The following is a 26,305-nucleotide window of genomic DNA, read 5'->3' on the forward strand; positions in this document are numbered from 1 at the left end:
TGGATCAGCCGCGCTTCGGTGCCTTATCGGAAAGCGAAGCGTAGTCGAGGCGATAGACGGATGCGCGCGGATGGGCTTCGAAACCTTCGACCCAGCTGCGCTTGGCGGCCAGAACGTCGAAGAAGGACGGGATGATCGAGGGAACTTCCTCGTTCATGATTTCCTGTGCCTTGGTGTAAAGCTCGGTGCGCTTTGCCTCGTCGGTCGTGCCGCGGGCTTCGCCGACCAGCTTATCGAATGCCTTGTTGTTCCAGCGCGTCTCGTTCCAGGCCGCATCCGAGGTGTAGAGCAGCTTGAAGATGCCATCCGGGGTCGGCTGCATGTTGTAGAAGCCGACGTAGAACGAACCCTTCTTCCATACCTGCTCCAGATAGGTCGCATGCGGCATGGTCTGGACATTGATGTTGATGCCGGCTTCCTTGGCCATTTCACGCAGTGCGACGGCAAGCTGGGTGCGCACCGCCGGGCGGTCGGAGGCGATCAGGGTTGCTTCGAGACCATTCGGGAAACCGGCCTCAGTGAGAAGCTTCTTGGCTTCGGCGATATTGGCCTCACGCTGTTTGACCTGTTTGAAGAACCGGTAGGACGGGTTGAGCGGCGTGTCGTTTCCGATCGTGCCGAAACCTTCGGTGACGAAACCGACCATGGCTTCGCGGTCGACGGTCAGCGCGATGGCACGGCGGACGCGCGGATCGTTAAACGGTGCCGTGTCGCAACCGAAGTTGATGTTGCAGAACTGGCCAGACGGCGTGCGCAGCGTGGTAATGCCGTCATTGCCATCGACGCGCATGAATTCCGGCGGCTGGATGGTGGAGATGATGTCGATATCGCCGGACAACAATGCAGAGCTTTCAGCCGACGTGTCCGGGAAGACATGCACTTCGACGCGGTCGAGATAAGGGCGTGCCGGGTCGTAATACTTTTCGTTGCGCTCGACGACGATCAGGCGGTCCGGCTCGTAGGAAACGAGCTTGAACGGGCCGGTGCCGATGGCCTTGGTCGACAGGCTTTTCAGGTCGCCGGTGGCAATGGCGGCCGGAATGATACGGGCATTCGTATAAGCCATAGAGACGGGCAAGTCGGCATAGCCGCCGGAAAGCTTGAACAGCACGGTCGCATCGTCGACGGCGACGATATCGGCGATCGGGCCGACATTGTTGCGGCCCGGCGAAGCCGTTGCCGGATCGAGGATCGCCTTGAAGGTCGCGACGACATCCTTGGCGGTGAAGGCGGAACCGTCATGGAAGGTAACGCCTGTGCGCAGCTTGAAGGTCCATTCGGTCAGCGCATCGTTGGCGCTCCAGCTCTCGGCCAGATCCGGCTCGACAGACATGTCGACGCGTAGGCGCGTCAGGTTGCTGTAGAGCAGCTCAGTGACGAGATATTCTGGGTTGACGCGAGTAAGCAGCGGATGAATGACGCTTGCCGCCTGGTCGACAGAGATCTTCAGCGTGCCGCCCTTGGCCGGCGTCGCTTGGGCAAAGCTCATCGAAGGTGCTGCAAGGATGGCGGCGGTGCCCGCGAGGAAGAAGCGGCGTTTCATTTCCAGCATGTTTCAGTTCCCTTGGTTATTTGCTGCGGTTTTCAGGAATGGCGTATTTCTGGGATCGAATCGGCGGCAAAATCCGCCGCGAGATAGGCGAGAATGCTTTTGGCGAGCGCGATAATGTCCTGCCGAGTCGTGTGTTCTTCCGGGCTGTGGATGCAGCTTTCCGGCCGGCCGAGGCCGCCGAGCAGCACTTCGGGGCCGAAGCCAGCCTTCTGCACGTAACCGAAGTCCGAACACGAGGCCGCGCCCCATTTGGCAAAGTCTTCTTCGCCGTAGCCGAAACCTTCCGACAGCGCCTTTTGCCAGCGCGGCCAGTGCGGGCCGTCCGGATCATCGGTCGGGATCAGGTGGCCGACGAGATCGACGGCGAGCTTGAGATCCGTTCCGGCAAGGCAGGTGCGGATCGTGGCCTCGATCTCGGCGCGCGCCGCTTCATAATTTTCTTCCGGCGCATAACGACGCGAAACAAGGATCTTGATTTCTGCCGGCACCTGCCCGCCCGCCGTCCCGCCATTGACCGCCGCAATCGTCAGCGATGGCCGAAGCGGGCCGGTCGCATGCGGCGGCGGCGCGAGCTTCGATTCCCGCTCAGCGACGATGGGCTTCAGCGCTGCAAGCGCGTTCAGCACCGGCAATGCGCCTTCGATGGCGTTGAGGCCTGCGCCAGTCCTGTTGCCCTCGCCTGCATGCACTGCATGGCCGGTGATGGTCACCTGCAGATTGAAGATACCGAAACAGCCGGCCCAGACACGCGGCGCAGCCGAGCCGTTGAAATTCAGGATATGGCCCTTCAACATGCCCTGTTCAGCGAGATAGCGGATGCCCGGATAAAGGCCGCCTTCCTCATCGGTGCAAAGCAGCAGCATCGGATCGTAGGCAAGCGGCACGCCGCATGATTTGGCGGCGTGCAGCGCTAGAAGCGTTGCGGCGATCGTGCCCTTCATGTCGGCAGCGCCCAAACCATAGAGATTGTCGCCCTCGATCGTCAGAGAGAGCGGGTCGCGCGTCCATCCGGGCGCGACCGGAACCGTATCGACATGATAATAAAGACCACAGACCGGCTTGCCGGTCTCGCGTGTCGCAACCAAGTTCGTACGCTCGCCGGATGCCGGACCACCGGCAACATGCCAGAGGTCGCGCGGTACCGTCACACGCTCAAAATCAAAGCCGAGCGGCGTCAGCAATTCGCTCATCAGATCGGCAAATGGCCCATAGCCTTCGCCTGGCGGAAAGGACGTATCGACCGCAACCATGCGTGACAAATCCCGAACCGCGATCTCGACATCGCGCTCAATCGCTGTCATGGCAGACGTAAGAGGGTCATGATGAAGATCGGGCTGCGGCACGGTCATTGTGGTATCCTCGGCCTCCGGCGCTCGCCTCCTCAGCTTGCGCTTTAATATAAACTATATAGTAATACTGCGTAGATCGGGATAGCGAGTCAACTCCAAAGAAGAGGCAAATAATTGCCGGAATTGCCCAATATATCATCAGATGCCGGAAAGCTCGGCGAGCTTTCATTACCGCTTTATGAAGTGGTTAAGCGGCAGATCACGGAAGCGATCATGATCGGCAAACTTGAGCCAGGGTCGGTTCTGCCTAGTGAAGTGGCATTGTCGCAAACCTACGGGGTCGCCGTCGGCACCATCCGTCGTGCCCTCATGGATCTCACCAATGACGGCATCCTCAGCCGCCGCCGCAAGACCGGCACGGTCGTCACCGGCCGCAAGCCGCAGCACAGCCTTCGCTTGTTTTTCCAGTATTTTCGCCTTCACGGTCTCGATGGCTCGCTGAGCAAGTCGGTAACAACGGTGACCTCACTTGATCATGCGACGGCATCCGCAGATGAGGCTGGAAAGCTGCAGATCGAAAAAGACGCGCCAATCGTCCGTTTCCATCGTTTCAGAAGCATCGATGACCGACCGATCATGCACGAGACACTCACCCTCTCACGCGAAAAGGTGCCGAATTTTCCGGAGAGGAAAGAGGATATTCCGTCGCTGTTTTACCTGCATCTTCTGGAACATCACGGCCTTCGCATATCTGCGGTGCGCGAACAGATCGGCGCTGATCTTGCCAACGAGGATGATGCCCGCTGGCTGGATCTGAAACTGCCGGCAGCCGTGCTCACCATCGATGAAATAGCCTATGACCAGATGGCAGTGCCCGTGCTGATTTCGGCGCACCGGGCAACGACCGCCAACCATCGTTATGTCAACGAAGTCCAATGATCTCGACGCCGGACCGATATCTCGGTCCGGCTGATACCACCCTGTTCAATAACCCTCGTCACAAAGCCTTGCGACCTCATCGATCGTCAGCGCATCGATACCGAGCGCCGGCAGAAGATCATTCTGTCCCGGCAGGTCGTGGCCGGTCGCGGCCGACATCATCGCAATTCCCGCATCATGCAGCATCGTCGGCTTGCCGGCGAGACGACCGAGCAACGAGGTCGGCACGAGGCCGAAGGGCACGTCCTCGTAGATGTAGCGACTGTCGACCGTCGTCGGGCCAAAGCCGCCGCGACCTTCCGCATGCATCTGCTGGTTCATCTCCGACACGCTGCCCATCGGCACATGGAAGGACAGCGAGAAGTGCTCGCGCACGGTGCGCACAGACAGGCCGAGCGTCCCGGCAATCGCAAGCCGCTCCTCGTCGAGTGTCTCGATGACGCGACCGACGGTCGAGGTAATGTTGTCGCCCTGTCCCCAGGTCTCGCCCTTTTCCATGCGGGTAAGGTTGAGCAGCGCAATGCCAAGGTGGTTCTGCGGGTTGAGGTTGCTGAGCGAAATCGCCATCACGCCATCGCGCTTGACGAAACGATCGCCGAAAAGCTCGGTGCAAAGCGCATGCCCTGCATCGATGTCGGATTTCGGCAGGGTGGCGATATCCACCTTCTGGCGAACCGTATTGACCTTCACCGTCGTCATATCCGGCTGCACCCGGCCGGTCAGAAGCGTCGTACCCCAGACGCTGATCGGCAGTTTTACGCCACGCGCGGCAAGTCCCTTCGAGAGATAAAGCGCGCCAAAAGAGCAATGCGAGGAGATGATCACCGGCTGACCGGATTTGAGATACGGAATTGCGGCATCGAACGCGGCCTTGTGGCCGTAACCCGGCAACGCGACGACGATGACATCGGCAGAGGTCACCGCCTCTTCGCAATCCTTGGCAATGCGCACCCGGCCGGAGAAGTCGAAGGCACCATTCGCGGTCAGTTCGGCACCGTCGGCCAGCGCCTGCGCGCTCTTTCCGGATGGTGACCACAGCATGGGGTCATGGCCTTCCTTTGCAAGATAGGCGGCCATTCCGAATGCGATCGATCCGGCTCCGAGGATACTGACGCGCATGGTTTCTCCTTGATGATTGAGACGATTTATAAACGTAGGGGTGGGCGCTACATGTATTTGGTCGGCAGCGCCGTTGTAAACTTCATTTCCTCCATGGCGATGGAAGAACTCAGGTCGGAGAATTCCAGCCGGCTGATCAGGTTCTTGTAAACCTGGTCGTAGACATCGATATCTGGCACCACGACGCGCAGCAGATAGTCGGCATCGCCGGTCAGCCGATAGGCCTCGAGAATTTCGGGGATTTCCTTGATCTCCTTGCGGAAATCGTCGAGCCAGGTCGTGGTGTGTCGCGGCACCTTCACCGAGATGAAGATCGTCATCGGCACATTTGCCATGCGTCGGTCGATCAGTGCCACCTTGGAGCGGATCAGCCCAATATCCTCCATCCGCTTGATCCGGCGCCAGCAGGGCGTATGCGACAGGCCCACCTCTTCAGCGATCTCGACAACCGATTTTTCGGCATTCTGTTGAAGGATTTCGATGATCTTCCGGTCGATTTGGTCAAACATGACAGCTCCGGGATAAAATTGCGCTTTGACAAGTTTGCGTGGGAATTTTTTCCATTCGTCGCCGCAGCAATAGGGGATGATTGTTCGCACAGGAGCGTATCGAGCGATATTTTGCGCGCACTCCACCCTCCCGGCGGACGGACATCCGCCCAAAATCCATGCAGCGATGATCAAAATTTAAACGATCCAACAATTCTGTCAAATCATCCTATCAAATTCGTGATTTGCTAGGATGACATTGCAATATCAATCTGATCATTGTCAAAAAAAGCAATCCGTCTCCATGCCTGTTTGTCTACCCTCTTTCCAAACACAACAACCTGATGGGTGGAAAGATGAAAAGGATTGGTCTGATCGGTGGCATGAGCTGGGAAAGCACTGCTGTCTATTACCGTCGCGTCAACGAGCAGGTGCGCGAGCGGCTCGGAGGGTTAAATTCTGCGGACGTGGTAATGCGTTCTGTCAATTTTCAGGATATCGTAACCCTTCAAAAACTGGGGGCCTGGGAACAGGCGGCAGGCGAATTGAGCAAGGTGGCGAGAGATCTGGAACAGGCTGGCGCGGACATGATCCTGATCTGCACCAACACGATGCATCTTCTGGCGGACGACGTGCAGAACTCCGTCGACGTGCCGCTGCTGCATATTGCCGACGTGACCGGCGAGGCCGTGACGGCCGCCGGCTGCAAACGGCCGCTGCTTCTCGCCACACGCTACACGATGGAACAGGATTTCTACCGTCGCCGGGTGGAAGACAAGTTCGGCCTGGACGTTCTGATCCCCGATGCGGAAGACCGGCAGGACGTCCACGACATCATTTTCGGCGAATTGTGCTGCGGCGTCGTCAAGAGCGCCTCGCATCAGCGCTATCTGGATATCGTCGCCAAGGGCAAGGCGGCCGGTGCCGACAGCGTCATCCTGGGCTGCACCGAGATCGGCCTTCTGGTGAGCGCCGACGATTTCGACATTCCGACATTCGATTCGACCCTGCTGCATGCCGATGCCGCGGTCGACATATCTCTTGCGGCGGCCCGAGCGGCCAAGGCGGAAACAGGGCTGGCAGCGCCGATACACTAACTGGGGGTGTGAAGTCTGCAATGCCTAGGGGAACCCGGACAGGAAAGTAAGGAGACTGACATGCGAGACTTCACACAGACACGCCGTTCGACGCTCAAGATGCTGGCCGCTGGGACCGGCATCCTGGCTGCACCGTCGATCATCCGCCCTGCCATGGCGCAGAGCAAGGTGGTCAACATCACCACCTATGACAAATTCGTTCCCCAATCCTTCATCGACCAGTTCCAGAAAGATACCGGCATCGAAGTCCGCATCCGCCTGACCGACGACCAGGGCAAGCAGTACAATCTGCTTGCTGCTGAAGGCAACGCGCCGTCCACCGATATCGTCACCGTCACCGGCCATCGCCTGTCGCAGTTCATCACCTCCAACCTCCTGTCCCCGCTCGACACCGGCCGGATCGGAAACTGGAACAAGCTCGCGCCTGCCTATGCCGGCGCGCCGCAGCTGACCATCGACGGCAAGACCTATGGCGTGCCGCTTCTCGCCGGGTTCGAAGGTCTCGTGCGCAACACCGATTACACCAAGGCTTCCGACAGCTGGGACATCATGTTCGACGAGCAGTACAAGGAACTGACGTCCTACATCGTCTCCGACTTCCTTTCGATCACCATGAAGTATCAGGGCACCGACGGCGATTACGTCACCTATGAGGGCAAGGAAGCCGAAGCGCTTGCAGCCACCAACAAGGCCCGCGACTACCTGATCAAGAACAAGGGGCAGGTCCGCAAATATTACGATGCCGGTTCCGAAGTGCAGCAGATGTTCGTCAACGAGGACATCTATGTCGCGCAGGCATGGTCCGGCCCGGCCGCCAAGCTGATCATGGACGGCCACCCGATCGAACTTTCCATCCCGAAGGAAGGTACCTACGGCTTCCTGTACTCGTTCAACGTCGTCAACAACGCGCCGAATGCGGAAGCGGCCTATCAGTTCCTCAACGCCATGCTGGCCTCGCCGGAAATCGGTGCGGCGATGACCCGCCAGTCCGGTTTCGCGTCGGCCTTTGCCGGTGTCGACACGGTCCTGACCGACAAGGAACGCGCTGCCATGACACTGCCGGACGAACAGATGCAGCGCATCCAGTTCTTCAGCTCGAAGAACCGCAAGATGAAGAACGACATGATCGACAAGGCTTCGGCCGAAGTTAAGGCCGGCTGAGCCGCCCATCCGTGACACCGACGGCCGGTCCCACAACAGGGACCGGCCGCTCGGAACTGCAGTCAAAAGCAAAAAGACGAATGGGAACGTAATGATGGTCGACAGTAGTATGAGCGACACCGCGAAAGTGTCTCCAAGGGCCGGCCCCTCCTATGCCGGATGGATCGGCAAGCTGGCGAATTCGCCGATTTACGCCGCAACGATCGGCCTCATCGCCAACAGTCGCATGGCCCGCCTCGCGCTGCTTCTGGTAATCCCGCTGGTCTGGATCATCACGCTCCATATCGGCCCGATCTACCAGATGGCCCGTATCAGCATAATGGACAACTATCCGCCGGCACCGGGCGGCGCGATCTACACGCTCGACAACTACCGACTGTTCTTCCAGGAACCGCTCTATTTCATGCCGTTCCTGCGCAGCATCGTATTTGCCGTCTGCGTCACCGCCACGACGCTGGTCGTTGTCTATCCCGTCGCCTATTACGTTGCCAAAGTGGTCAAGCCGGAAAACCGCACCCGTGCCCTGCTGCTGCTCCTGACGCCCTTCTGGGCCGGTGAGCTGATCCGCACTTTCTCGGTCATCATGTTTCTGGCAAACCGTGGCGCCGTGAACGTCTTCCTGCGCGAGATCGGCTTCATCGATCGCCCGATCATCCTGCTCTACAACTATTTCTCGTTGAGCTTCGGCGTCATCTACCTGATCTCGCTGTTCATGCTCCTGCCGCTCTATTCCGCGATCGAAAAGATCCCCACCTCGCTGGTCGACGCAGCAGCGGATCTCGGCGCGGGACCATGGCAGCGTTTCCGCCGGGTTATCCTGCCCTTGTCGAGGGACGGCATCATCTCGGGCTGCAGCCTCGTCTATCTCACCTCGATCGGCGTCTTCGCCGCCCCACTCCTTCTCGGCGGGCCGAACTCGACGATCTTCCCGGAAATCATCGCCAGCCTGTTCCATGGCTCCAGCGACAAATGGCCGGAAGGTGCCGCCTTCTCCATCCTGATGCTTGCCGTCTCGCTATCGACCGTCGGTCTGTTCATGCGTGTCGTCGGCGGCCGTACCGTCAAGCTGATGTGAGGATCTGACCGATGCGCACGTATTTTTCCGACTTCCCCAAAACCGCGCTTCAGGCCTCCTACTGGCTGTTCGTCATCTACCTGCTCCTGCCGCTGGCGCTGATGATGGCGATCTCCTTCAAGGATGCCAATTTCGTCGCCTTCCCGATCGATAAGTGGACGCTCAAATGGTATGCGCAGGTGCTGCAGGACAAGCAGTTCCTCGAAGCCTGTGCCTATTCGATCTTCATCGCCCTGATGACGACGCTGTTTGCGACGATCGTCGGTGTGTGGATTGCGCTGCTGATCACCACCGAGGGCATGATCGCCCGCTCCGTGATCTTCGCACTCGCCTGTCTTCCGGCGGTTGTGCCGGGCCTGATCAATGCCATCTCGATGCGTATCTTCATACGCGTTCTGGACATCCCGACCGGCACCGGGGCGATCATTCTCGGGCATACCGTTCACGCCGTGCCCTTCGTCGTCATCATGGTGCTGACCCGGCTGCGTTCGATGCCGAACAATCTCCTCGATGCGGCCCGTGATCTCGGTGCCGACAGTTTTGTTGCCTTCATGCGCGTCACGCTGCCTTATCTGGCACCGGCGCTCGCCGGCGGCATGGTCTTCTGCGTGCTTACCAGTATCGACGATTTCGTTCGTACCTTCTTCCTGGGCGGTTACCAGACCACCCTTCCCATGCTGATCTTCGCCAAGGTGCAGGGCGGCATGTCACCTGAAATCAACGCCATAGCGACCCTCGTGCTGATCGTAACCGCAGCCGTCGGGCTTTATGCCGAACATCTCACCCGCCGTTCGAGGACCCGATAGCCATGCAGCCAGTCGTTCATTTCCGTAACGTCAACAAATCTTACGGCTCCTCGCTCGCGGTCGACAATCTCGATCTCGCCATCGAACCCGGCCAGTTCGTCACCCTGCTCGGCCCCTCCGGCTGCGGCAAGTCGACGACGCTGCGCATGCTCGGCGGCTTCGAGACGCCGACGTCCGGCGAGATCTTTCTCGACGGCCAGGAGATCAGCAAGCTCCCGCCCAACAAGCGCAACGTCAACATCGTCTTCCAGGACTATGCGCTCTTTCCGCATCTCAACGTCCGCCGCAACGTCGCCTTCGGTCTGGAACTGAAGGGCATGGCATCCGACGCCATCCACAAACGCACGATGGAGCTTCTGTCGCTGGTCAAGCTCACCGATTTCGCCGAGCGCATGCCGGGTCAGCTTTCCGGCGGCCAGCGCCAGCGTGTCGCGCTGATGCGCGCACTTGCACCCAACCCGAATGTCCTGCTGCTCGACGAGCCGCTGTCCGCGCTCGATGCAAAACTGCGCCAGCAGATGCAGATCGAACTCAAGTCGATCCAGAAAACCACCGGCAAGACCTTCATCTTCGTCACCCACGACCAGGAAGAAGCGCTCACCATGTCGGATGTCGTCGTCGTCATGAATGCCGGCCGCATCGAGCAGATGGGCGACCCCCATACGCTTTACGCCAAGCCGCGCAGCCGCTTCGTCGCCAACTTCATCGGCGAGACGAACTTCATCGAAGGCAGGCTGAAGGCCATCGATGGCGGTCTGGCCGCCATCGAATGGAACGGCAGCGTTGTCCATGCGAACCTCAACGGTCAAAGCCCGGCGGTCGGCAACACGGTTGCAGCAGCGCTGCGCCCGGAAGCAATTTCCATCCTGTCGCAAAAGCCGGCCAACACGATTGCCGTTTCCGGCCGCATCACGCAGAGCATCTTCAAGGGCGATCATACATCGCTGACCGTCAGCCTGGCGAATGGCCAGTCGGTTGTCGCCCAGCTCGATCCGGTGGCGCTTTCGGCCATAACCGGCGACGATGTCTGGCTGACATGGCGCGAGAACGACGCCGTGGTGCTGGCCGACTGACCATGACAGCCGGCATCCCCGGCATCTTGCCCGGCCGTGTCACGCGGCCGGCAACACCGAATATTTGAACCGAACAGGACCTGACAAATGAGTCCCGAACCGATCCGCAGTTTCAACGATCCAAAGCTTGCCGAACTGAACGCCCGCGTTGCGCAGGACCTCGAATATCTGAACTATCCGCCCGCCAACTGGTCGCCTGCTTCGGCCAAGGTTGATGGCAGACCGGTCAGCGACGTTGTCATCATCGGTGGCGGCATGTGCGGTCTCGTCGGCTGGTTCGCGCTTTCCCGCGTCGGCATCCGCAATATCAGGATCATCGACAAGGCGCCGAAGGGTCGCGAAGGTCCGTGGAAAACCTTCGCCCGCATGGAAACCCTGCGCTCGCCGAAAACGCTGCTCGGCCCGGCAGCCGGCATGGCGTCATTGACTTTCCGCGCCTGGTATACGGCGCTTTTCGGCATCGCCAAGTGGGAAGAACTGTACCGGATCCCCCGCCCAATGTGGATGGATTACCTCGACTGGTACCGCGACGTCCTCTCCATTCCGGTCGAAAACGGCATCAACGTCACCCGCATCGTCCCGCGTGAAGACGGGCTTCTGGAGCTTGAAATCGCCGGCGGCGCTGAGAAGCCGATCCTTACCCGCAAGCTCGTTCTGGCGACCGGACGCGATGGCCTCGGTGCCGCTGAAATCCCCGGCTTCGTCGAAGGCATGCAGCGCGGCAAAAGCTGGGCGCATTCGGCCGACGAGGTTGATTTCACCACCCTCAAGGGCAAGCGCGTCGTCGTCATCGGCGTCGGCGCATCCGCCGTCGATAACGCAGCGGAAGCACTCGAAGCCGGTGCCGGCGAGGTCCGCCTTCTCGCCCGCCGCAAGAAGATGCCGACGGTCAACAAGCTGATGGGCATCGGCTCCTACGGCGTCACCGCCGGGTTCCCGAAGATCGATCCGAAATGGCGATGGCGCCTGATGGATTATTCGACACGGCAGCAGACCCCCGCCCCGCACGGTTCGACGCTGCGCGTCAGCCGTCACGCCAATGCCTTCTTCCATTTCGATTGCGGCATTGCTTCGATGAAGGAGGAAGGCAGCGAAGTGGTCATCACCACGACGAACGGCCGCATCTTCCGCACCGATTTCGTCATCCTCGGCACCGGCTTCACCGTCGATCCGCTGGCCCGCAGCGAACTCGAACCCTACAAGGATCAGATCGCCTGCTGGGAAGACCGCATCACGCCGCCGGCTGACGAGAAACACCCGAGCCTTGGCCGTTTCCCCTGGCTGGAGGACGATTTCTCCTTCACCGAAAAGACGCCGGGCAAGGCGCCCTGGCTGAAAAACATCCACTGCTTCAACTACGGTGCGACGATGAGCCTCGGCAAGGTCAGCGGCGATATCCCGGCAATCAGCGAAGGTGCGCAATGGCTTGCCCGCGGTGTGGCTGCCGGCCTGTTCATCGACGATATCGACTACCACTGGGAAGCCCTGCTGGCTTACGAAAAGCCGGAACTCGACGGTTCCGAATGGGTCGATGCCGACGCCGATCTCCCCGAACAGAAGACAGCTTGAGGATAATCATGCGCAAGACAGTCTATTATTACCACGCCCTCAGTTCTCCGTGGGCCTATCTCGGCTGGCCGCAGTTCAAGGCGCTGATCGAAAAACACGATCTCGACGTTGTGGTGCGCCCGACGCGCATCGTCACGGAAAACGGTGGCGTACCCTTGCGCTCCCGCCCGCAGCCGCGTCAGGATTATCACGCGGTCGAACTCGATCGCTGGCGCAAGCGTCTCAACATGCCACTGGTGCTCAAGCCCAAATATTACCCGACCAATAACGAATTTTCCGCGCGCATGGTAATCGCCGCCGACAGGCTCGGCCTGCCGTCGCTGGAACTCAGCCACGCCCTTCTTCACGCTCTCTGGAGCGAAGAGCTGGACGTGACCCAGCCGGATGTCCGTATCGACGTCGCCAACCGGCTCGGCCTTGACGGCGTCAAGCTGCAGGCGATGGAAGACCAGCCGGAAATCATGCAGGCCTGGCTCGACAGCCACGAAGAAGCCGGCAAGCGCGGTGTCTTCGGCACCCCGACCTGGATCTACAAGGACGTGCTCTATTGGGGGCAGGACCGCCTGGACTTTCTCGACGAAGCCCTTTCGCAAGATTGAGGAATAAAATCATATGACCACCGAAACGACTGTCGATGTGATCGATAAGGTGCTGGGCCTTGCCCCCGCCTCGCCGCTGCTTGCCCTGCGTGAACAGCGCGCCAAGCTGAGGCACCTCACCCAGACGAGCTATGTCGCGGCACTCCACCCCACCGATCCGCGCAATTTCTCCTATGCGGAGCGTGCAGCTTTTGCCGCCCGCATGGCCGCACTCTGGACCTCGCAGGAACTTCAGGCCCATTACCGCGACCTCGCCGCGACGGAAGGCGCGAGCGGCGATGTCCTCTCGATTGCTGATCCCGCATGGAAGCCGGAAGACGAGGCAAGCCGCCTCGCCGTCATCCTGCGCCATGTCGATCTGGTGACGAAGAACCCGAAGGCTGCCACCCGCGAAAACATCGAAAAGCTCTATGCCGCAGGCCTCGACGATCGCGATATCGTCACGCTCGCCGGCATCATCGCTTTCGTCAATTACCAGGTCCTGGTCGTCGCCGGCCTGAAGATGCTGAGGGACAACTGACATGTCTGACGCGGTTCATGAATTCACCCTCGATGCGCTCGAATGGCAGCCTTACGTCAAGCCGGTCGACCTGCAGACGGCGACGCCCGAACAGCTGGATGCGCTGAAGGTCACGCCGTCCAATACCAAGGTGTCCGCCTATGTGCTGGTGCTGGCGCAGGAAACCGAGATGCTGGCCGAGCGCTCGCCGCTTTTCAACGATATCATGTATAGCGATGGCGGCCTGTCGCGCGGCGGCCGCGAACTCGGCGCGCTTGCCGCCTCCTTCGTCAACCACTGCATCTATTGCGCCCAGGTTCACGCCAACCGTTTCATCCAGCTGGAAAAGCGGCCGGAAGTGGTGGAGGAAATCTACCAGAACGGTCTCGAAGCCGATCTCGGCGAATACGATCAGGCGCTGTTCAATTTCGGCGTCGATCTGACCGCCCATCCGGATAATGTCGGGGTCTACCAGTTCTACCACTTGCGCGAGACCGGCCTGAGTGATCTTGAAATCCTCGACCTTATCCATTCCGTGGCGATCTTCGGCTGGGCCAACCGGCTGATGCACACGCTCGGAGAACCGCATCGGAAAGACTAAGTGGCAACCGCGACGAGCGCAGACACCGCACCCTCCTTCGAGGTTACCCATCGCGAAGTGCTGCGCATCGCGATCCCGATGATGATCGCCCATTTCTCGACCCCGCTCGTCAGCCTCGTGGCGACGGGCGTGATCGGGCAATTAGGGCAGGAGGCGCTGATCGGCGGCGTGGCGCTCGCCGCCGTCATTTTCGACGTGCTGTTCGTCACTTTTAACTTCTTACGCGGCGCGACGACCGGCTTTACCGCCCAGGCTTTTGGCGCCGGCGACCGCCGTTATGAGCAGCGCATGCTTCTCGGCGGCCTGACCATTTCCATGGTCGCCGGCCTCGCCATCCTCCTCCTCCACGTCCCGATCGGCAATCTCGGCCTCACCGTGCTCGGCGCCGATGGTGCGGTCGCAGACGCCGCAAAAGTCTATTTCTCCTGGCGCGTCTGGTCGGCCCCTTTCGTGCTGTTCAATTTCGTCGCCTTCGGCTGGATCATCGGCCGGGGTGATGCGCTCACGGCCATGCTGCTGCAGGGCCTGCTTAACGGCCTCAATCTGGGCTTGAGCATCTGGTGGGTACTCGGTCTCGATGGCGGCGTTGCCGGCCTTGCCATCGCCAGCCTCGTCTCGGAAATCGTCACAGCACTTGCCGGTGCAATCATCATCCTCTGTCGCACCGACAGGGCCAGCTGGAACTGGCCGGATCTGAAAAGCCTGCGACGACTCTTCTCGGTCAATGGCGACATGATGATCCGCTCGTTTGCGCTGCTGATCGGGCTTTCCTTCTTCACCCGCCAGAGCGGCGAACTCGGCATCGATATCCTCGCCGCCAATACGATCCTCCTGCGCTTCTACTTTTTCGGCGTCGCCTTCCTCGACGGCATCGCGACTGCGGCCGAACAATTGGCCGGCCGTGCCGTCGGAGCCAGAAACCGAGCCGCCTTCGACCGGATGATAAAACTCACCACTCTCTGGGCGCTGGTTTTCGGTGCGCTTGTTGCGCTGTCCTTCCTCGCCGGCGGCTGGTGGGTCATCGATCTGGCATCCCCCAATGCGACGGTCGAACAGCTGGCCCAAGGTTTTCTGCCCTATGCCGCGATCATGCCCTTGGTCGGCGCCATCGCCTTCCAGATGGACGGGGTTTATATTGGCGCGACATGGTCACGCGAGATGCGCAATCTCATGCTCTTGTCGCTCGCCACCTATTTTGCCGCCTGGGCCGTTCTGCAGCCGCTCTTCGGCAATCACGGCCTGTGGATCGCGCTGCTTCTCTTCCAGAGCGCCCGCAGCATCGCCTTCCGCCTGATGCTGCCGAAACTGACGGCGAGAACGCTCGGATAGGGCCTATCTCATCCTCACCCCAGCGATGATGCGTGCCTGAAGGGAGGCTCCTCCCCCTCGGCGTCGTGCTCCTTCACGCCCTGTATCATCTCGTCGGTCACGCGGATCTCTGCTCCGATCGGCGACATCGCCGTAGCCGGCGCGAAAGGCGCAACCTGCGTGGCATCCGGCCGCGCGCCACGCCGCCAGATGAAGAACACCACCATCAGGATGTTCAGCACCGCCAGCGACCAGAACAAACCCGATGCCCCAAACGCGCTCATCACAGCGGAGATCGAAATCGGGCTGATCGCCGAACCAAGCGAATTGACCAGCAACATGCCCTGTATCATCGGCACCAGCGATGCCGCCGAGGCCCTGTCCGCCGAAAAGCTGATCGATACGGGATAGATCGCAAAGATGCCGCCACCCAACAGGAAAAGGGTAATCATCAGGGTCGTTGGGCTATGCGGCAGAAACAGGATCGCGGCGCAGAGCAGCAGGCAGGCAAAGGCGAGCGTGATCAGCACCACGCGCCGGTCCTGGTTGTCCGACCAGCGCCCGACGGGATATTGCAGCACCATCGCGCCGAGAATGACACAAGCCATCATCATCCCGACCTCATCCACCGGCATGCCATTCGTCTGCAGATAGAGCGGAAAGAGCGTATAGACGGCCGCGATCGCTACACCCGATCCGAAGCAGCCGATCACGCCGCTCGGCGACATCTGAAACAGCTGCAGGGGTTTCAGCGCCTCCACCCGTTCCATCAGCGGCATTTCGCGCGGCAGGATCACGATCGGCAGAACCGACAGCGAGGCCAGCATCGCGGCCGCGATGAAGGGTGCGAACTCGCCCAGCCCGTCGACCGTTCCCAGCAGCGCCTGCCCGACTGCACCCGCGCCGTAGAACGCGATCATGTAGAGGGCCAGAAACCGGCCGCGCACGGTCTGGTCCGCAACCAGCAGCAGCCAGCTTTCGATCACGAGAAAAACGCCGACCGTCGTCCAGCCATAGATCAGCCTGACGAGGATCCACAGCATCCAGTCGGCAGACAGAACCTGCATGAGAATGCTGACGACGCCGAGCGAGGCAAAACTGGCATAGGCGCGAATGTGCCCGATCCGCACGATCAGCCGGTCATGAAACATCGCCCCGAGCGTCAGCCCGACAAAATACGCCGAGGACACCACACCGATCATTGCCGGCGAGGCGCCCGCAGCATCGAGTCGCAGAGTGGTCAGCGACGACAGAAAACTGTTGCCAACGCTCAGGATGAAAAGGCCGAGAAGCGGCGCCATCACCGTCGTCAGGGTTTGCCTCGACATGAAGGTCTCGTTTTTATGATTTTTAAAAATGGCGATGCCTGATCCCGGCATCTCGCCTCGCCGTGGCGGTAACTACGACCGCGAATATTGTGCAGCGTGATCGACACGAGATCGTCAGCGCCTTGGTGCCTGGCTTCTTACACGGAAATCAACCCATGGATGCTTGAGACGGCGAATGGTGGTGCCCGTCCCGAATGTTCAAAATTCGACGTCTGTGTCGTCTGATTGCGACAATACTTCTTGCCTGAAAACGGCATCATCATGTCGCAAATGCATCAATCCGCAATTGCTTGAATTTGAGGTCGGATCAGTCGCCGAGAAGCTGGCGGTCATCGCCATCGCGGTTGCGCACCAGTTCTTCCTTGATCGCGCGCAGCGATTTCAGCGCTCTGGTGCGATCGGCATAGGCGACCATGTTGGCGAGAATGTCGACCGCCGCCAGATAGGCATAACGTGTCGAGGTCGGCCGAAAGATGTTCTTGCCCTCGGGCATCTCAATGGCGATCACCAGATCCGCAGCGCTGGCGACCGGCGAACCGCCCTGCGTCATCACGATAGTCGGGATCGAGCGCTCGCGCAGTAGGTTGAGGCAATGGACAAGCCCCATGTCGCGGCCGGTAAAGGACGAGCCGAAAACGACAGTGCCCGGCTGAGCCGCTGCCGAAATCATCAGGTTCATCCCATGGTCGCTGGATGCATTGACCCGGCAGCTGAGACGAAACAGCCGGTTATGCAGCTCGTTGACGATCATTGCCGAATTGCCGCTGGCACCGAAAGCCTGGATGAACTCGGCAGCCCTGAGCAACTGTGCCGCCTTTTCGATCACTTCCAAATCGAGCTGGCGGTGGACCTCGAACAGCGCGTTCTGCGCCTTCGACACGATATCCTGCGCTACTTCCTCGGCCGTCGCGGTGGGTGCTTCCGGCGTCAGGTAACGCAGGCCGACATAGGCGAGTTTTGCAAGCTGCACCTTGAAATCGGAATATCCCTGGCAACCCAGCCGCCGGCAGAAACGCGTCACCGTCGGCGGCGAAACGCCGGCCTTTTCCGCCACCTCGATGATCGACGCATTGACGACGAAATCGACATTTTCCAGCGCGAACTGGGCAAGCTTCGCCTCCAGCCCGGAAAGCCGGCCATCCTGATCGGAAAGGGCATGAAACAGATCCATTCGGTCTTCCCTTCAGATTGGCAGCACTAGAAAAATGCATGCGCCTGTGAAAATGAATTTCACTGTCTGGTAATTTGATAGCATAATGCCCGCCAGCATCAACGAAACTCGGCTGTTTCAAGAAAATAAAAACAACCTTCCCGCGCCGATGCCGCTTCAGGCACGGTCGCTTCATCCCGATGAGGTCTCTCCATGAACTATCCCTGGCCCGAACCCGGCACGCCGCTCAATGAGGTTGCAACCCCGATGCCGGTCATCGACGAGGCGCGGCTTGCCGCCAACATCGCCCGCGTTCAGGCCTATTGCGAAAGCCATGGCAAGGCGTTCCGCCCGCATATCAAAACCCACAAGATCGCAGCCGTCGCCCGCCAGCAGGTGGAAGCCGGGGCCGTCGGCCTCAACTGCCAGAAGGTAACCGAGGCGGAAGTGTTTGCCGATGCCGGTTTTAACGACATCCTGATCACCTATAACATTCTCGGCGCAGCAAAGCTCGCCCGCCTCAAAGCGCTCAATGCCCGCGTCGCGAAACTCGCCGTCGTTGCCGATAGCGAGACGACGGTCACAGGCCTTACGGCAACGTTCGATGCCGACAAGCCGCTGACCGTGCTGATCGAATGCGACACCGGCGCAAAACGCTGCGGCGTGCAGACACCGGAAGCAGCCGTGGCACTCGCCGAAAATATCGCGGCTGCACCGGGCCTCCGTTTCGGCGGCATCATGACCTACCCGGCCACCGGTGGTGCCGAGCAGGTCGAGGCTTTCATGTCGAAGACCATGGCGCTGCTTGCCGAAAAAGGCATCGATTGCCCTGTCCGCTCCAGCGGCGGTTCGCCGGACCTGTTCTTCGCCCATCTCGTGCCGTCTGCCACCGAACATCGCGCCGGCACCTATGTCTATAACGATCGCAGCATGGTCCGCGCCGGCCATTGCACCGATGACGATCTCGCCATGCACATCCTCGCCACCGTCGTTTCCCGCCCGGCCCCGGACCGCGCGGTTCTCGACAGCGGTTCCAAGGCGCTGACATCCGATCTTCTCGGCTTTTCGGATTACGGTTCGATCGCCGGCTACGAAGGTGCAAAAATCGTTTCGCTTTCGGAAGAACACGCCGTGGTCGATATTTCCGGCTGCACCACGCCCTTCCCGGAGATCGGCGCCCAGGTGAAGGTCGTGCCGAACCATACCTGCGTCGTCACCAATCTCTTCGACCGCATGGTCTTCCACAAGGACGGCTTGGTCACGCGGGTTGAAAATATCGATGCCCGCGGAACGGTCTGGTAAGGCCCGTCTTGAAAATTTTTCTCGCGCCGACCCGATAGGCAGCGACCCCGCTGCCACGGTTCAAGCGACATGATGAAAATCGGGCGCCTGTCGAGGGCGCCCTTTTTCATGGCGGATTTTCTCTCCGCAGCTAGTGCCCCATGTTCACGGCTAGGGAAATCATTGATTCAAAACGGATTGCGGTTGCGACAACGCACGCAGCGGAGTCCGGCATCTCCAGCCGGCATGAAAATTTTCCGCGAAATTCCCGTTCAAGAAAATAAATTACACAAAATAGTGCGAAATCTGAAAATCCATTGACTTGGCTTTGATTTGGCGCATTATGAAGAAAATAAATTACACCGAAACGGTGAGCGGGCGAACTTGAGGAAAACGGGAAATCGAATGATCCGAGAGCATCACGACTGTCGCTAAGCGACATCCAGGCGGTAGCTCCGGCAGACTTCAAATCAGCACAACATGGCAACGGCATTCGGGCACGGCAGCGTCGCCCTGAGGCCGAAGTGTATTCGGATAACAAGACATGCGCATCTTCACCGCCTCGCTGGCGACCGAAACGAACACTTTTTCTCCCGTGCCGACGGATATGAACGCCTTCAAGGCGGCGTTTTATGCCGGACCGGGCGAACATCCCGATACGCCGACCCTGTGCTCCTCCGTCGTCCCGATCTTGCGCCGCCGCGGCAAGGCCGAGGGTTTCACCGTCATCGAGGGCACATCCTGCTGGGCCGAACCCGCCGGCCTCATCCAGCGCCAGACCTACGAGACGCTGCGCGACCTGATTTTGGCAGAGTTGCAAGCCGCCCTGCCCGTCGAGGGCGTCGTTCTCGGCCTGCACGGTGCGATGGCAGCCCAAGGCTATGACGATCCCGAGGGCGATCTTCTTTCACGCGTCCGCGAAATCGTCGGCCCCGATGTGCTGATCGCCGCCGAATTCGATCCGCACAGCCACCTCACCGCCCTGCGCGTTGCCAACCTCGACATCATGGCCGCCTTCCTCGAATTCCCCCATACGGATTTCGAACAGCGTGGCGAGCATGTGGTGGAACTCGCGCTCCAGGCGCTGCGTGGAAAGATCAAGCCGGTCATTTCCACCTTCGACTGCCGGATGATCACCATCTTCCCCACCAGCCGCGAGCCGATGCGCTCTTTCGTCGATCGCATGCAGGCGATGGAAGGCAAGGACGGCATCCTGTCCGCCTCCGTCATCCACGGCTTCATGGCTGGTGACCTGCCCGACATGGGCACCCGCATCGTCGTCGTCACCGACAATGACAAGGAGAAGGGCGACGCACTGGCCGCAAAACTCGGCCGCGAACTCTACAGCCTGCGCAAGACGACCGCGATGCCGATGTTCGATACGGAGGCCGGCCTCGACAAGGCCATCGCCATTCGCGCCGCGCATCCGGAAAAACCGGTCACCATCGCCGATGTCTGGGACAATCCCGGCGGCGGCGTGGCGGGCGACGCCACCTATATCCTGCGCCGGATGATGGAACGCGGTATGGACGATTTCGCCGTGGCCACCATCTGGGACCCGATCGCCGTCACCTTCTGCCATGCGGCGGGTGAAGGCGCGGAACTGGCACTGCGCGTCGGCGGCAAGTCGAGCCCGGAAGGCGGCGATCCGCTGGATCTGCGCGTCACCGTCAGACAAGTTTTCGATGCCGGCTGGCAGAGCTTTCGCAATTCGCGTGTCACGCTCGGAAGCGCCGCCGTCATTCGCCCGGTCGGCACCAATATCGATATCGTGCTGATCACCAGCCGCACCCAGACTTATGAGCCGGATATCTTCGCCAATCAGGGCATCGATTTCGCGCGCAAGTCCTACATGCTGATCAAGTCGACCAACCATTTCTACGCAGGCTTCCAGCCGGTCTCGTCAGAGATCGTCTATATCGCCGCGCCGACCTCCTATCCGACCAACCCGGCGACAACGCCCTATCGCAAGGCGAGCCTGAAGCTCTGGCCGCGCGTGGCCGATCCGCTGGGACTGGATGCCTGAAATCCCGGCCGGACAGGAAAGCCGGCCGCTATATTAAACGCAACAAGGGGATGACCATGAAAAAGAGTGCACTTGTTCTGATGACGCTGGCGGCCTTGGCCGGCACCAGCAGCCTCGCAATGGCGCAGGCGAGCGACGGCGTATTGACCGTTGCCACGATCGGCGAGCCGCCGACGCTCGACGTCATGCAGACGGCGACCGATATCGTGCTGACCATCGACCAGCACATTTTCGAAACGCTCTACACCTATGACGCCGAATGGAAGTCCGTACCGCTGCTCGCAGCCGGCATGCCGAAGATTTCCGAGGACGGCCTCACCTACACGATCCCGCTGCGCGAAGGCGTCACCTTCCATGACGGCAGCACCTTCGATGCCAAGGACGTTACCGCCTCGCTGAAGCGCTGGATGGCGGTCAATTCCAAGGGCAAGCAGGTCGCAGCGATCGTCGAAAGCCTGACGGAAGATGGCGATCATGCGGTCGTCTTCAAGCTGAAGTCGCGTTATGCGCCGCTGCTCGCCACCCTGTCGCAGGCTTCCGTCATCCTGCCGTCGGAAAAGATCGCCGACACGCTGACCGAATTCGTCGGCACCGGCCCTTACGCCCTGAAGGAGCGCAAGCCAGACCAGTACACCCAGCTCGTCCGTTTCGACGGCTACAAGTCGCCTGAAGGTGCGCCGAGCAACTATGCCGGTAAGCGCGAGGCGATCGCCAAGGAAATCCGTTTCGTTCCGGTGCCGGATGCCAACACCCGCGTTGAAGGCCTGATCTCTGGCCAGTTCGATTATGCGGACTCCCTTCCGGTCAGCGCATTCGAGCGCGTCGAAAAGAGCGGCAATGCCAAGCCCGTCATCTTCCGCGATGCCGGCTGGGCGTCGATGAACATGAACATGAAGGAAGGTCTTCTCGTTAAGAAAGAGCTGCGTCAGGCGGTTCAGGTTGCGCTCAACCCGAACGACATGATGATGGCCGCCTTCTCTGACGACCGCTTCTTCAGCGTCGATGCCTCGATTTTCCCGGAAGGTTCATTCTGGCACACCGAAGCCGGTGTCGCCCGTTATGGCGATGGCAATCCGGAAGAAGCCGCCAAGCTCTTGAAGGATGGTGGTTACGACGGAACCCCGATCCGCCTTCTGACCAGCCGCCAGTACGAATTCCACTACAAGATCGGCGAAGTCGCCAAGGCCTATCTCGAAGCCGCGGGCTTCAAGGTCGATCTGCAGGTGGTCGACTGGGCAACGCTGACGACCCGCCGCGCGGATTCGAAGGCATGGGATATCTTCATCACCCATTCCAACTTCCCGGGTGACCCGACGACGATCAACACGATCACCGACACCTATCCGGGCTGGTATGTGTCCGATCAGAAGGCAAAGGCTGTCGCCACCTACATGGACGCCACCACCGACGATGCCAAGAAGGCGGCATGGGACGGCATCCAGACGGTCATCTATGATGATGCACCGCTCTACAAGGTCGGCAACTTCAATGCCGTTTCCGGCGTCGCCAACGGCGTTTCCGGTTACGAGCCAACCTACTGGCCGCATTTCTGGAACGTAGCCCCGAAGAAGTAAGGCTGAAAGCAATTCCAGCAGAAGCGGCAACCGGTTTTGCTGGAATTGCGTAGAAACTGAGGACTGACAATGGCAAGGATCGCACAAGCGCTGCTGAAACGGCTGGGGGGCATGGCAATCGTGCTTGCCCTCGTCGTGACGGTGGTCTTCATCATCGTTCGCGTCACGCCCGGCGATCCTGCCGCCGTCATGCTGGGGTCGGATGCGACCCCGGCCGATATCGCGCAATTGCGCGAGAAGATGGGGCTCGATGCGCCGCTTCTCCTGCAATACGGCCAGTTCGTTCTGGGCATATTGCAGGGCGATCTCGGCCAGTCGATCTTCCTCAATCAGCCGGTCACGACAGCACTTGCCGCCCGTGCCGAGCCGACCTTCTTCCTCACCCTCTTCTCGATCCTGATCGCAGTCGGTATTGCGTTGCCGGTCGGCATCCTGTCTGCCGTCAAACGCGGCACGATCTTCGACCAGATCGTCGTGACGCTCACCATGGTCGCCGCCAGTGTCCCGAGCTTCTGGCTCGGCCTGATCCTGATCCAGGTTTTTGCCGTCGGCCAGGGCTGGTTCCCGGCCTCCGGTTACGGCGGGCCCGAAACGCCTTTCTTCGAACGCCTGCACCATCTCGTGCTGCCGGCAGTCGCACTCGGCGTCGTCAATTCGGCTCTCATCACCCGCTTCACCCGCGCCGCCATGCTTGATGTCCTGGGCGATGATTACGTCCGCACTGCCCGCGCCAAGGGTGCCGGCGAGGGCCGCGTCATCCTCAAGCACGCCCTGAAGAACGCGATGATCCCGATCATCACCGTCATCGGCCTGTCGGTCGCCATGTTGGTCGCCGGTGCCGTCGTCACCGAAACCGTCTTCGGTCTTCCGGGCGTCGGCAATCTCGTCGTCTCGGCCGTCCTGCGCCGCGATTATCCGGTCATTCAGGGCGCGCTGCTCGTCGTGGCCGCCATCTATGTCCTCATCAACTTCATCGTCGACATGCTTTATATTCTCGTTGATCCGCGGGTGCGCCTATGAACACGATGGCCTCCCTCTCCATGCCTTTCGCAGCCGGCCTGCGTCGCCTGTTCGGCAACCGTGCCATGCTGTTCGGCGCCATCATCCTGGCGATCGTCATTCTGGCTGCGCTGCTCGCTCCCTGGGTCGCGCCTTACGCGCCGAACAAGCTGTCGATCATCAACAAGCTGAAGCCGCCGTCGATGACGAATTTCTTCGGCACCGATGAATTCGGCCGCGATATCTTCTCCCGCGCCATTTTCGCCGGCCGTATCTCGCTGCTCGTCAGCCTCGGTGTCGTCGTCATCTCGACGGTGCTCGGCGTCATCCTCGGCGTCGCCGCCGGCTTCTTCCGCAGCCTCGATGCGCCGATCTCACGCCTGCTCGATGCGATGATGTCCTTCCCCGACATCCTGCTCGCCATCGCACTGGTTGCGGCCCTCGGCCCATCGCTGACGACGGTCATCCTGGCCCTCGGCATCACCTACGCCCCGCGGCTTGCCCGTATCGTCCGCGGCTCGACGCTGGTCCTGCGCGAACTGCCCTATATCGAGGCGGCCGTCGCCATGGGCTTGCCGACCTGGCAGATCCTTGCCCGCCACGTGCTGCTCAACCTCGCATCTCCCATCCTCGTGCAGGCCACATTCGTCTTCGCCTCGGCGATGCTGGCGGAGGCGAGCCTCTCCTTCCTCGGCGTCGGCGTTTCCACCGATATGCCGACCTGGGGCACGATGCTGGCATCCGGCCGCGAATACATGAACAACGCTCCGTGGCTGATGGTGTTTCCGGGCCTTGCCATCGTCTTCTCGGTTCTCTCCCTGCAATTGCTGGGCGACGGCCTGCGCGATCTCGTCGATCCGCGTCTCGCCAAGGAAAGCTGATCATGACCGATATAACGACCACCAAACGGCCGGTGCTTGCGGTCGAGAACCTGACCACCTCGTTCAAGACTGAAGGTGGCTGGAAAGCCGTCATCCGCAATATCAGCCTGCATGTCGATGCCGGCGAAACGGTTGCGATCGTCGGAGAATCCGGCTCGGGCAAGAGCGTCACCGCTCTGTCGACCATGCGGCTTCTGCCGGCCGGCCGCGCGCGCACCGAAGGCCGGATCCTGCTCGACGGCAAGGACCTGCTTGCCGCCAGCGAAGCCGAGATGCGCAAGGTGCGCGGCGGCTCGATCGGCATGATCTTTCAGGAGCCGATGACCTCGCTCAACCCGGTCTTCACCATCGGCAACCAGATTGCGGAAGCTCTCGTTCTGCATCGCGGCCTGTCATGGAGCGAAGCCGAGACTGAGACTGTGCGCCTGATGGAGCGCGTCCGTATTCCCGCGGCCAAAGCCCGTCTTCACGAATATCCGCACAAATTCTCCGGCGGCATGCGCCAGCGCGTGATGATCGCCATGGCGCTCGCCTGCCGTCCAAAACTGCTGATCGCCGACGAGCCGACCACCGCCCTCGACGTGACGATCCAGGCCGAAATCCTCCACCTGCTGCGCGAGTTGCAGCGGGAGGAAAACATGGGCGTTCTGTTCATCACCCACGACATGGGCGTGGTCGCAGAAATCGCAGACCGCACCGTTGTGATGTTCCGCGGCGACATGATCGAAACCGGTAAGACCGACGAAATTTTCGCCACGCCGAAAGCGATCTACACAAAATCCCTGCTCGCCTCGATCCCGCGTCTCGGCACGATGGGTGCCGCCGCCGCACCAAAACGTTTCCCCGAGGTCGATGCCTCGACCGGTATTGCCGTCGATGGCCGCGAGATGAACCCGGTCGCCTTGAGCGTCGAGCCGATCCTCAAGGTCGATAATCTCGCCGTCCGTTTCGACCTGCCCAATGGGCGCGTCCATGCGGTGGAAGATGTCTCCTTCGACCTGCGTCCAGGCGAAACCCTGTCGCTGGTCGGAGAGAGCGGCTGCGGCAAATCCACGACCGGCCGCGCCATCATCCGCCTGCTCAATCCCTCCGCCGGTTCGATCGTCATCGGCGGTCAGGATGTCACCAAGGCCGGCACGCGGGAATTGCGGACCATGCGCCGCACCTCGCAGATGATCTTTCAGGACCCGTTCGCCTCACTCAACCCGCGCATCACCGTCGGCTCCGCGATCGCCGAACCCATCCTCGCCCACGGCCTGATGGGTCGGAAAGATGCCAAGGCCCGCGTCTCCGAACTGTTGGAACAGGTCGGCCTTTCCGCCGCCATGGCCGATCGCCACCCGCACGAATTCTCCGGCGGCCAGCGCCAGCGAATCTCGATTGCCCGCGCGCTCGCCCTCGACCCGAAATTCATCGTCGCCGACGAAGCGGTCTCCGCACTCGATGTGTCGGTCAAGGCGCAGGTCTCCAACCTTCTGCTCGACCTGCAGGAAAAGAGAGGCCTCGCCTATCTGTTCATCAGCCACGACATGGCGGTCGTGGAGCGGATGAGCCACCGCGTGGCGGTGATGTTCCTAGGCGAAATCGTCGAAATCGGCCCGCGGGTGGCGATCTTCGACAACCCGCAGCATGCCTATACGCAGCGCCTGATCTCGGCCGTGCCGATCCCTGATCCGTCACGCCGCGGCCAGACCCCAGCACCGCTTTCCGAAGAGATCAAGAGCCCCCTGCGCCCCTTCGATTACGTCGTGCCGAAGCGGACCTATCGCGAGGTTTCCCCCGGCCATTTCGTGCAGGATGCCCACTGAAACAATGCCGGCAGAAGCGTAAAGCAGTTGCCGGCATTGCGAAAACAGGCAAGCCCGGCCCCTACCCCACTGGAATAGAAAGA

Annotated in this window: 23 protein-coding genes; 17 read left to right on the top strand and 6 right to left on the bottom strand. The window is 60.6% G+C overall.

Features of this window, described 5'->3' with window-relative positions; translation table 11 throughout:
• Nucleotides 1-4 precede the first annotated feature (4 nt).
• Both JZX87_RS24480 and JZX87_RS24485 read right to left on the bottom strand, forming a co-directional pair.
• Complete coding sequence (locus JZX87_RS24480) at nucleotides 5-1,552, bottom strand: ABC transporter substrate-binding protein (RefSeq protein ID WP_206828551.1); 1,548 nt, start codon at nucleotides 1,550-1,552, stop codon at nucleotides 5-7.
• Nucleotides 1,553-1,584: 32 nt separating this feature from the next.
• Nucleotides 1,585-2,901 (bottom strand): M20 family metallopeptidase, encoded by a 1,317-nt coding sequence (locus tag JZX87_RS24485; protein ID WP_206828553.1) that lies wholly within the window; start codon nucleotides 2,899-2,901, stop codon nucleotides 1,585-1,587.
• A gap of 114 nt (nucleotides 2,902-3,015) precedes the next feature.
• Here JZX87_RS24485 and JZX87_RS24490 point away from each other — a divergent pair, with 114 nt between their 5' ends.
• A complete protein-coding gene (locus JZX87_RS24490) occupies nucleotides 3,016-3,780 on the top strand; it encodes a GntR family transcriptional regulator (protein ID WP_183685522.1) in 765 nt (254 codons plus the stop codon).
• 45 nt (nucleotides 3,781-3,825) lie between these two features.
• Here JZX87_RS24490 and JZX87_RS24495 read toward each other — a convergent pair whose 3' ends face one another.
• Both JZX87_RS24495 and JZX87_RS24500 read right to left on the bottom strand, forming a co-directional pair.
• A complete protein-coding gene (locus JZX87_RS24495) occupies nucleotides 3,826-4,899 on the bottom strand; it encodes an NAD/NADP-dependent octopine/nopaline dehydrogenase family protein (RefSeq protein WP_206828555.1) in 1,074 nt (357 codons plus the stop codon).
• A gap of 47 nt (nucleotides 4,900-4,946) precedes the next feature.
• A complete protein-coding gene (locus JZX87_RS24500; RefSeq protein ID WP_148146678.1) occupies nucleotides 4,947-5,408 on the bottom strand; it encodes an Lrp/AsnC family transcriptional regulator in 462 nt (153 codons plus the stop codon).
• Between the two features lie 335 nt (nucleotides 5,409-5,743).
• On the opposite strand from JZX87_RS24500, the gene JZX87_RS24505 reads away from it, so the two are divergent.
• The 10 genes from JZX87_RS24505 (at nucleotide 5,744) to JZX87_RS24550 (ending at nucleotide 15,196) form a co-directional block, all read left to right on the top strand.
• On the top strand, nucleotides 5,744-6,484 hold the full coding sequence (locus tag JZX87_RS24505) for an aspartate/glutamate racemase family protein (RefSeq protein WP_183685526.1): 741 nt from the start codon (nucleotides 5,744-5,746) through the stop codon (nucleotides 6,482-6,484).
• A 60-nt stretch (nucleotides 6,485-6,544) separates the two neighbouring features.
• Complete coding sequence (locus tag JZX87_RS24510) at nucleotides 6,545-7,645, top strand: extracellular solute-binding protein (protein WP_183685528.1); 1,101 nt, start codon at nucleotides 6,545-6,547, stop codon at nucleotides 7,643-7,645.
• 94 nt (nucleotides 7,646-7,739) lie between these two features.
• On the top strand, nucleotides 7,740-8,720 hold the full coding sequence (locus JZX87_RS24515; protein ID WP_183685529.1) for an ABC transporter permease: 981 nt from the start codon (nucleotides 7,740-7,742) through the stop codon (nucleotides 8,718-8,720).
• An 11-nt stretch (nucleotides 8,721-8,731) separates the two neighbouring features.
• Nucleotides 8,732-9,526 carry an ABC transporter permease gene (locus JZX87_RS24520; protein ID WP_206828557.1) on the top strand — a complete coding sequence of 265 codons (795 nt, stop codon included), beginning with the start codon at nucleotides 8,732-8,734 and terminating at the stop codon, nucleotides 9,524-9,526.
• A 2-nt stretch (nucleotides 9,527-9,528) separates the two neighbouring features.
• The gene (locus tag JZX87_RS24525) at nucleotides 9,529-10,599 is read left to right on the top strand and encodes an ABC transporter ATP-binding protein (RefSeq protein ID WP_183685533.1); all 1,071 of its coding nucleotides are present in this window, start codon (nucleotides 9,529-9,531) and stop codon (nucleotides 10,597-10,599) included.
• A gap of 87 nt (nucleotides 10,600-10,686) precedes the next feature.
• Nucleotides 10,687-12,168, top strand: a complete 1,482-nt coding sequence (locus JZX87_RS24530) for a flavin-containing monooxygenase (RefSeq protein ID WP_206828560.1) — start codon at nucleotides 10,687-10,689, stop codon at nucleotides 12,166-12,168.
• Between the two features lie 8 nt (nucleotides 12,169-12,176).
• Entirely contained in the window at nucleotides 12,177-12,767 is a 591-nt protein-coding gene (locus JZX87_RS24535) for a 2-hydroxychromene-2-carboxylate isomerase (protein ID WP_286195029.1), read from the top strand.
• A gap of 13 nt (nucleotides 12,768-12,780) precedes the next feature.
• Nucleotides 12,781-13,287 carry a CMD domain protein gene (locus JZX87_RS24540; RefSeq protein WP_148146689.1) on the top strand — a complete coding sequence of 169 codons (507 nt, stop codon included), beginning with the start codon at nucleotides 12,781-12,783 and terminating at the stop codon, nucleotides 13,285-13,287.
• Between the two features lies 1 nt (nucleotide 13,288).
• Nucleotides 13,289-13,867, top strand: a complete 579-nt coding sequence (locus JZX87_RS24545; protein ID WP_148146691.1) for a peroxidase-related enzyme — start codon at nucleotides 13,289-13,291, stop codon at nucleotides 13,865-13,867.
• Complete coding sequence (locus JZX87_RS24550; protein WP_353654253.1) at nucleotides 13,868-15,196, top strand: MATE family efflux transporter; 1,329 nt, start codon at nucleotides 13,868-13,870, stop codon at nucleotides 15,194-15,196.
• 14 nt (nucleotides 15,197-15,210) lie between these two features.
• Here JZX87_RS24550 and JZX87_RS24555 read toward each other — a convergent pair whose 3' ends face one another.
• Together JZX87_RS24555 and JZX87_RS24560 are read right to left on the bottom strand one after the other, a co-directional pair.
• Nucleotides 15,211-16,503 (bottom strand): MFS transporter, encoded by a 1,293-nt coding sequence (locus JZX87_RS24555; protein WP_286195030.1) that lies wholly within the window; start codon nucleotides 16,501-16,503, stop codon nucleotides 15,211-15,213.
• Between the two features lie 307 nt (nucleotides 16,504-16,810).
• Entirely contained in the window at nucleotides 16,811-17,674 is an 864-nt protein-coding gene (locus tag JZX87_RS24560; protein ID WP_206828564.1) for a MurR/RpiR family transcriptional regulator, read from the bottom strand.
• 192 nt (nucleotides 17,675-17,866) lie between these two features.
• Here JZX87_RS24560 and JZX87_RS24565 point away from each other — a divergent pair, with 192 nt between their 5' ends.
• The 6 genes from JZX87_RS24565 to JZX87_RS24590 all read left to right on the top strand — a co-directional run bounded on the left by JZX87_RS24565 (nucleotide 17,867) and on the right by JZX87_RS24590 (nucleotide 26,222).
• On the top strand, nucleotides 17,867-18,955 hold the full coding sequence (locus JZX87_RS24565) for a D-TA family PLP-dependent enzyme (protein ID WP_206828566.1): 1,089 nt from the start codon (nucleotides 17,867-17,869) through the stop codon (nucleotides 18,953-18,955).
• A gap of 523 nt (nucleotides 18,956-19,478) precedes the next feature.
• Nucleotides 19,479-20,960 (top strand): M81 family metallopeptidase, encoded by a 1,482-nt coding sequence (locus JZX87_RS24570; RefSeq protein ID WP_148146697.1) that lies wholly within the window; start codon nucleotides 19,479-19,481, stop codon nucleotides 20,958-20,960.
• Between the two features lie 56 nt (nucleotides 20,961-21,016).
• Nucleotides 21,017-22,534, top strand: coding sequence for an ABC transporter substrate-binding protein (locus JZX87_RS24575; RefSeq protein WP_148146699.1), 1,518 nt, complete (start codon nucleotides 21,017-21,019; stop codon nucleotides 22,532-22,534).
• Between the two features lie 78 nt (nucleotides 22,535-22,612).
• On the top strand, nucleotides 22,613-23,554 hold the full coding sequence (locus tag JZX87_RS24580) for an ABC transporter permease (RefSeq protein WP_183685812.1): 942 nt from the start codon (nucleotides 22,613-22,615) through the stop codon (nucleotides 23,552-23,554).
• Nucleotides 23,551-24,414 (top strand): ABC transporter permease, encoded by an 864-nt coding sequence (locus JZX87_RS24585; protein ID WP_148146703.1) that lies wholly within the window; start codon nucleotides 23,551-23,553, stop codon nucleotides 24,412-24,414. Before JZX87_RS24580 ends, JZX87_RS24585 begins: the two co-directional genes overlap by 4 nt.
• A gap of 2 nt (nucleotides 24,415-24,416) precedes the next feature.
• Nucleotides 24,417-26,222 (top strand): ABC transporter ATP-binding protein, encoded by a 1,806-nt coding sequence (locus tag JZX87_RS24590; protein WP_206828568.1) that lies wholly within the window; start codon nucleotides 24,417-24,419, stop codon nucleotides 26,220-26,222.
• Nucleotides 26,223-26,305: the final 83 nt, after the last annotated feature.

This window comes from Agrobacterium sp. Ap1, from assembly GCF_017313375.1.
GTDB lineage: Bacteria > Pseudomonadota > Alphaproteobacteria > Rhizobiales > Rhizobiaceae > Neorhizobium > Neorhizobium cellulosilyticum.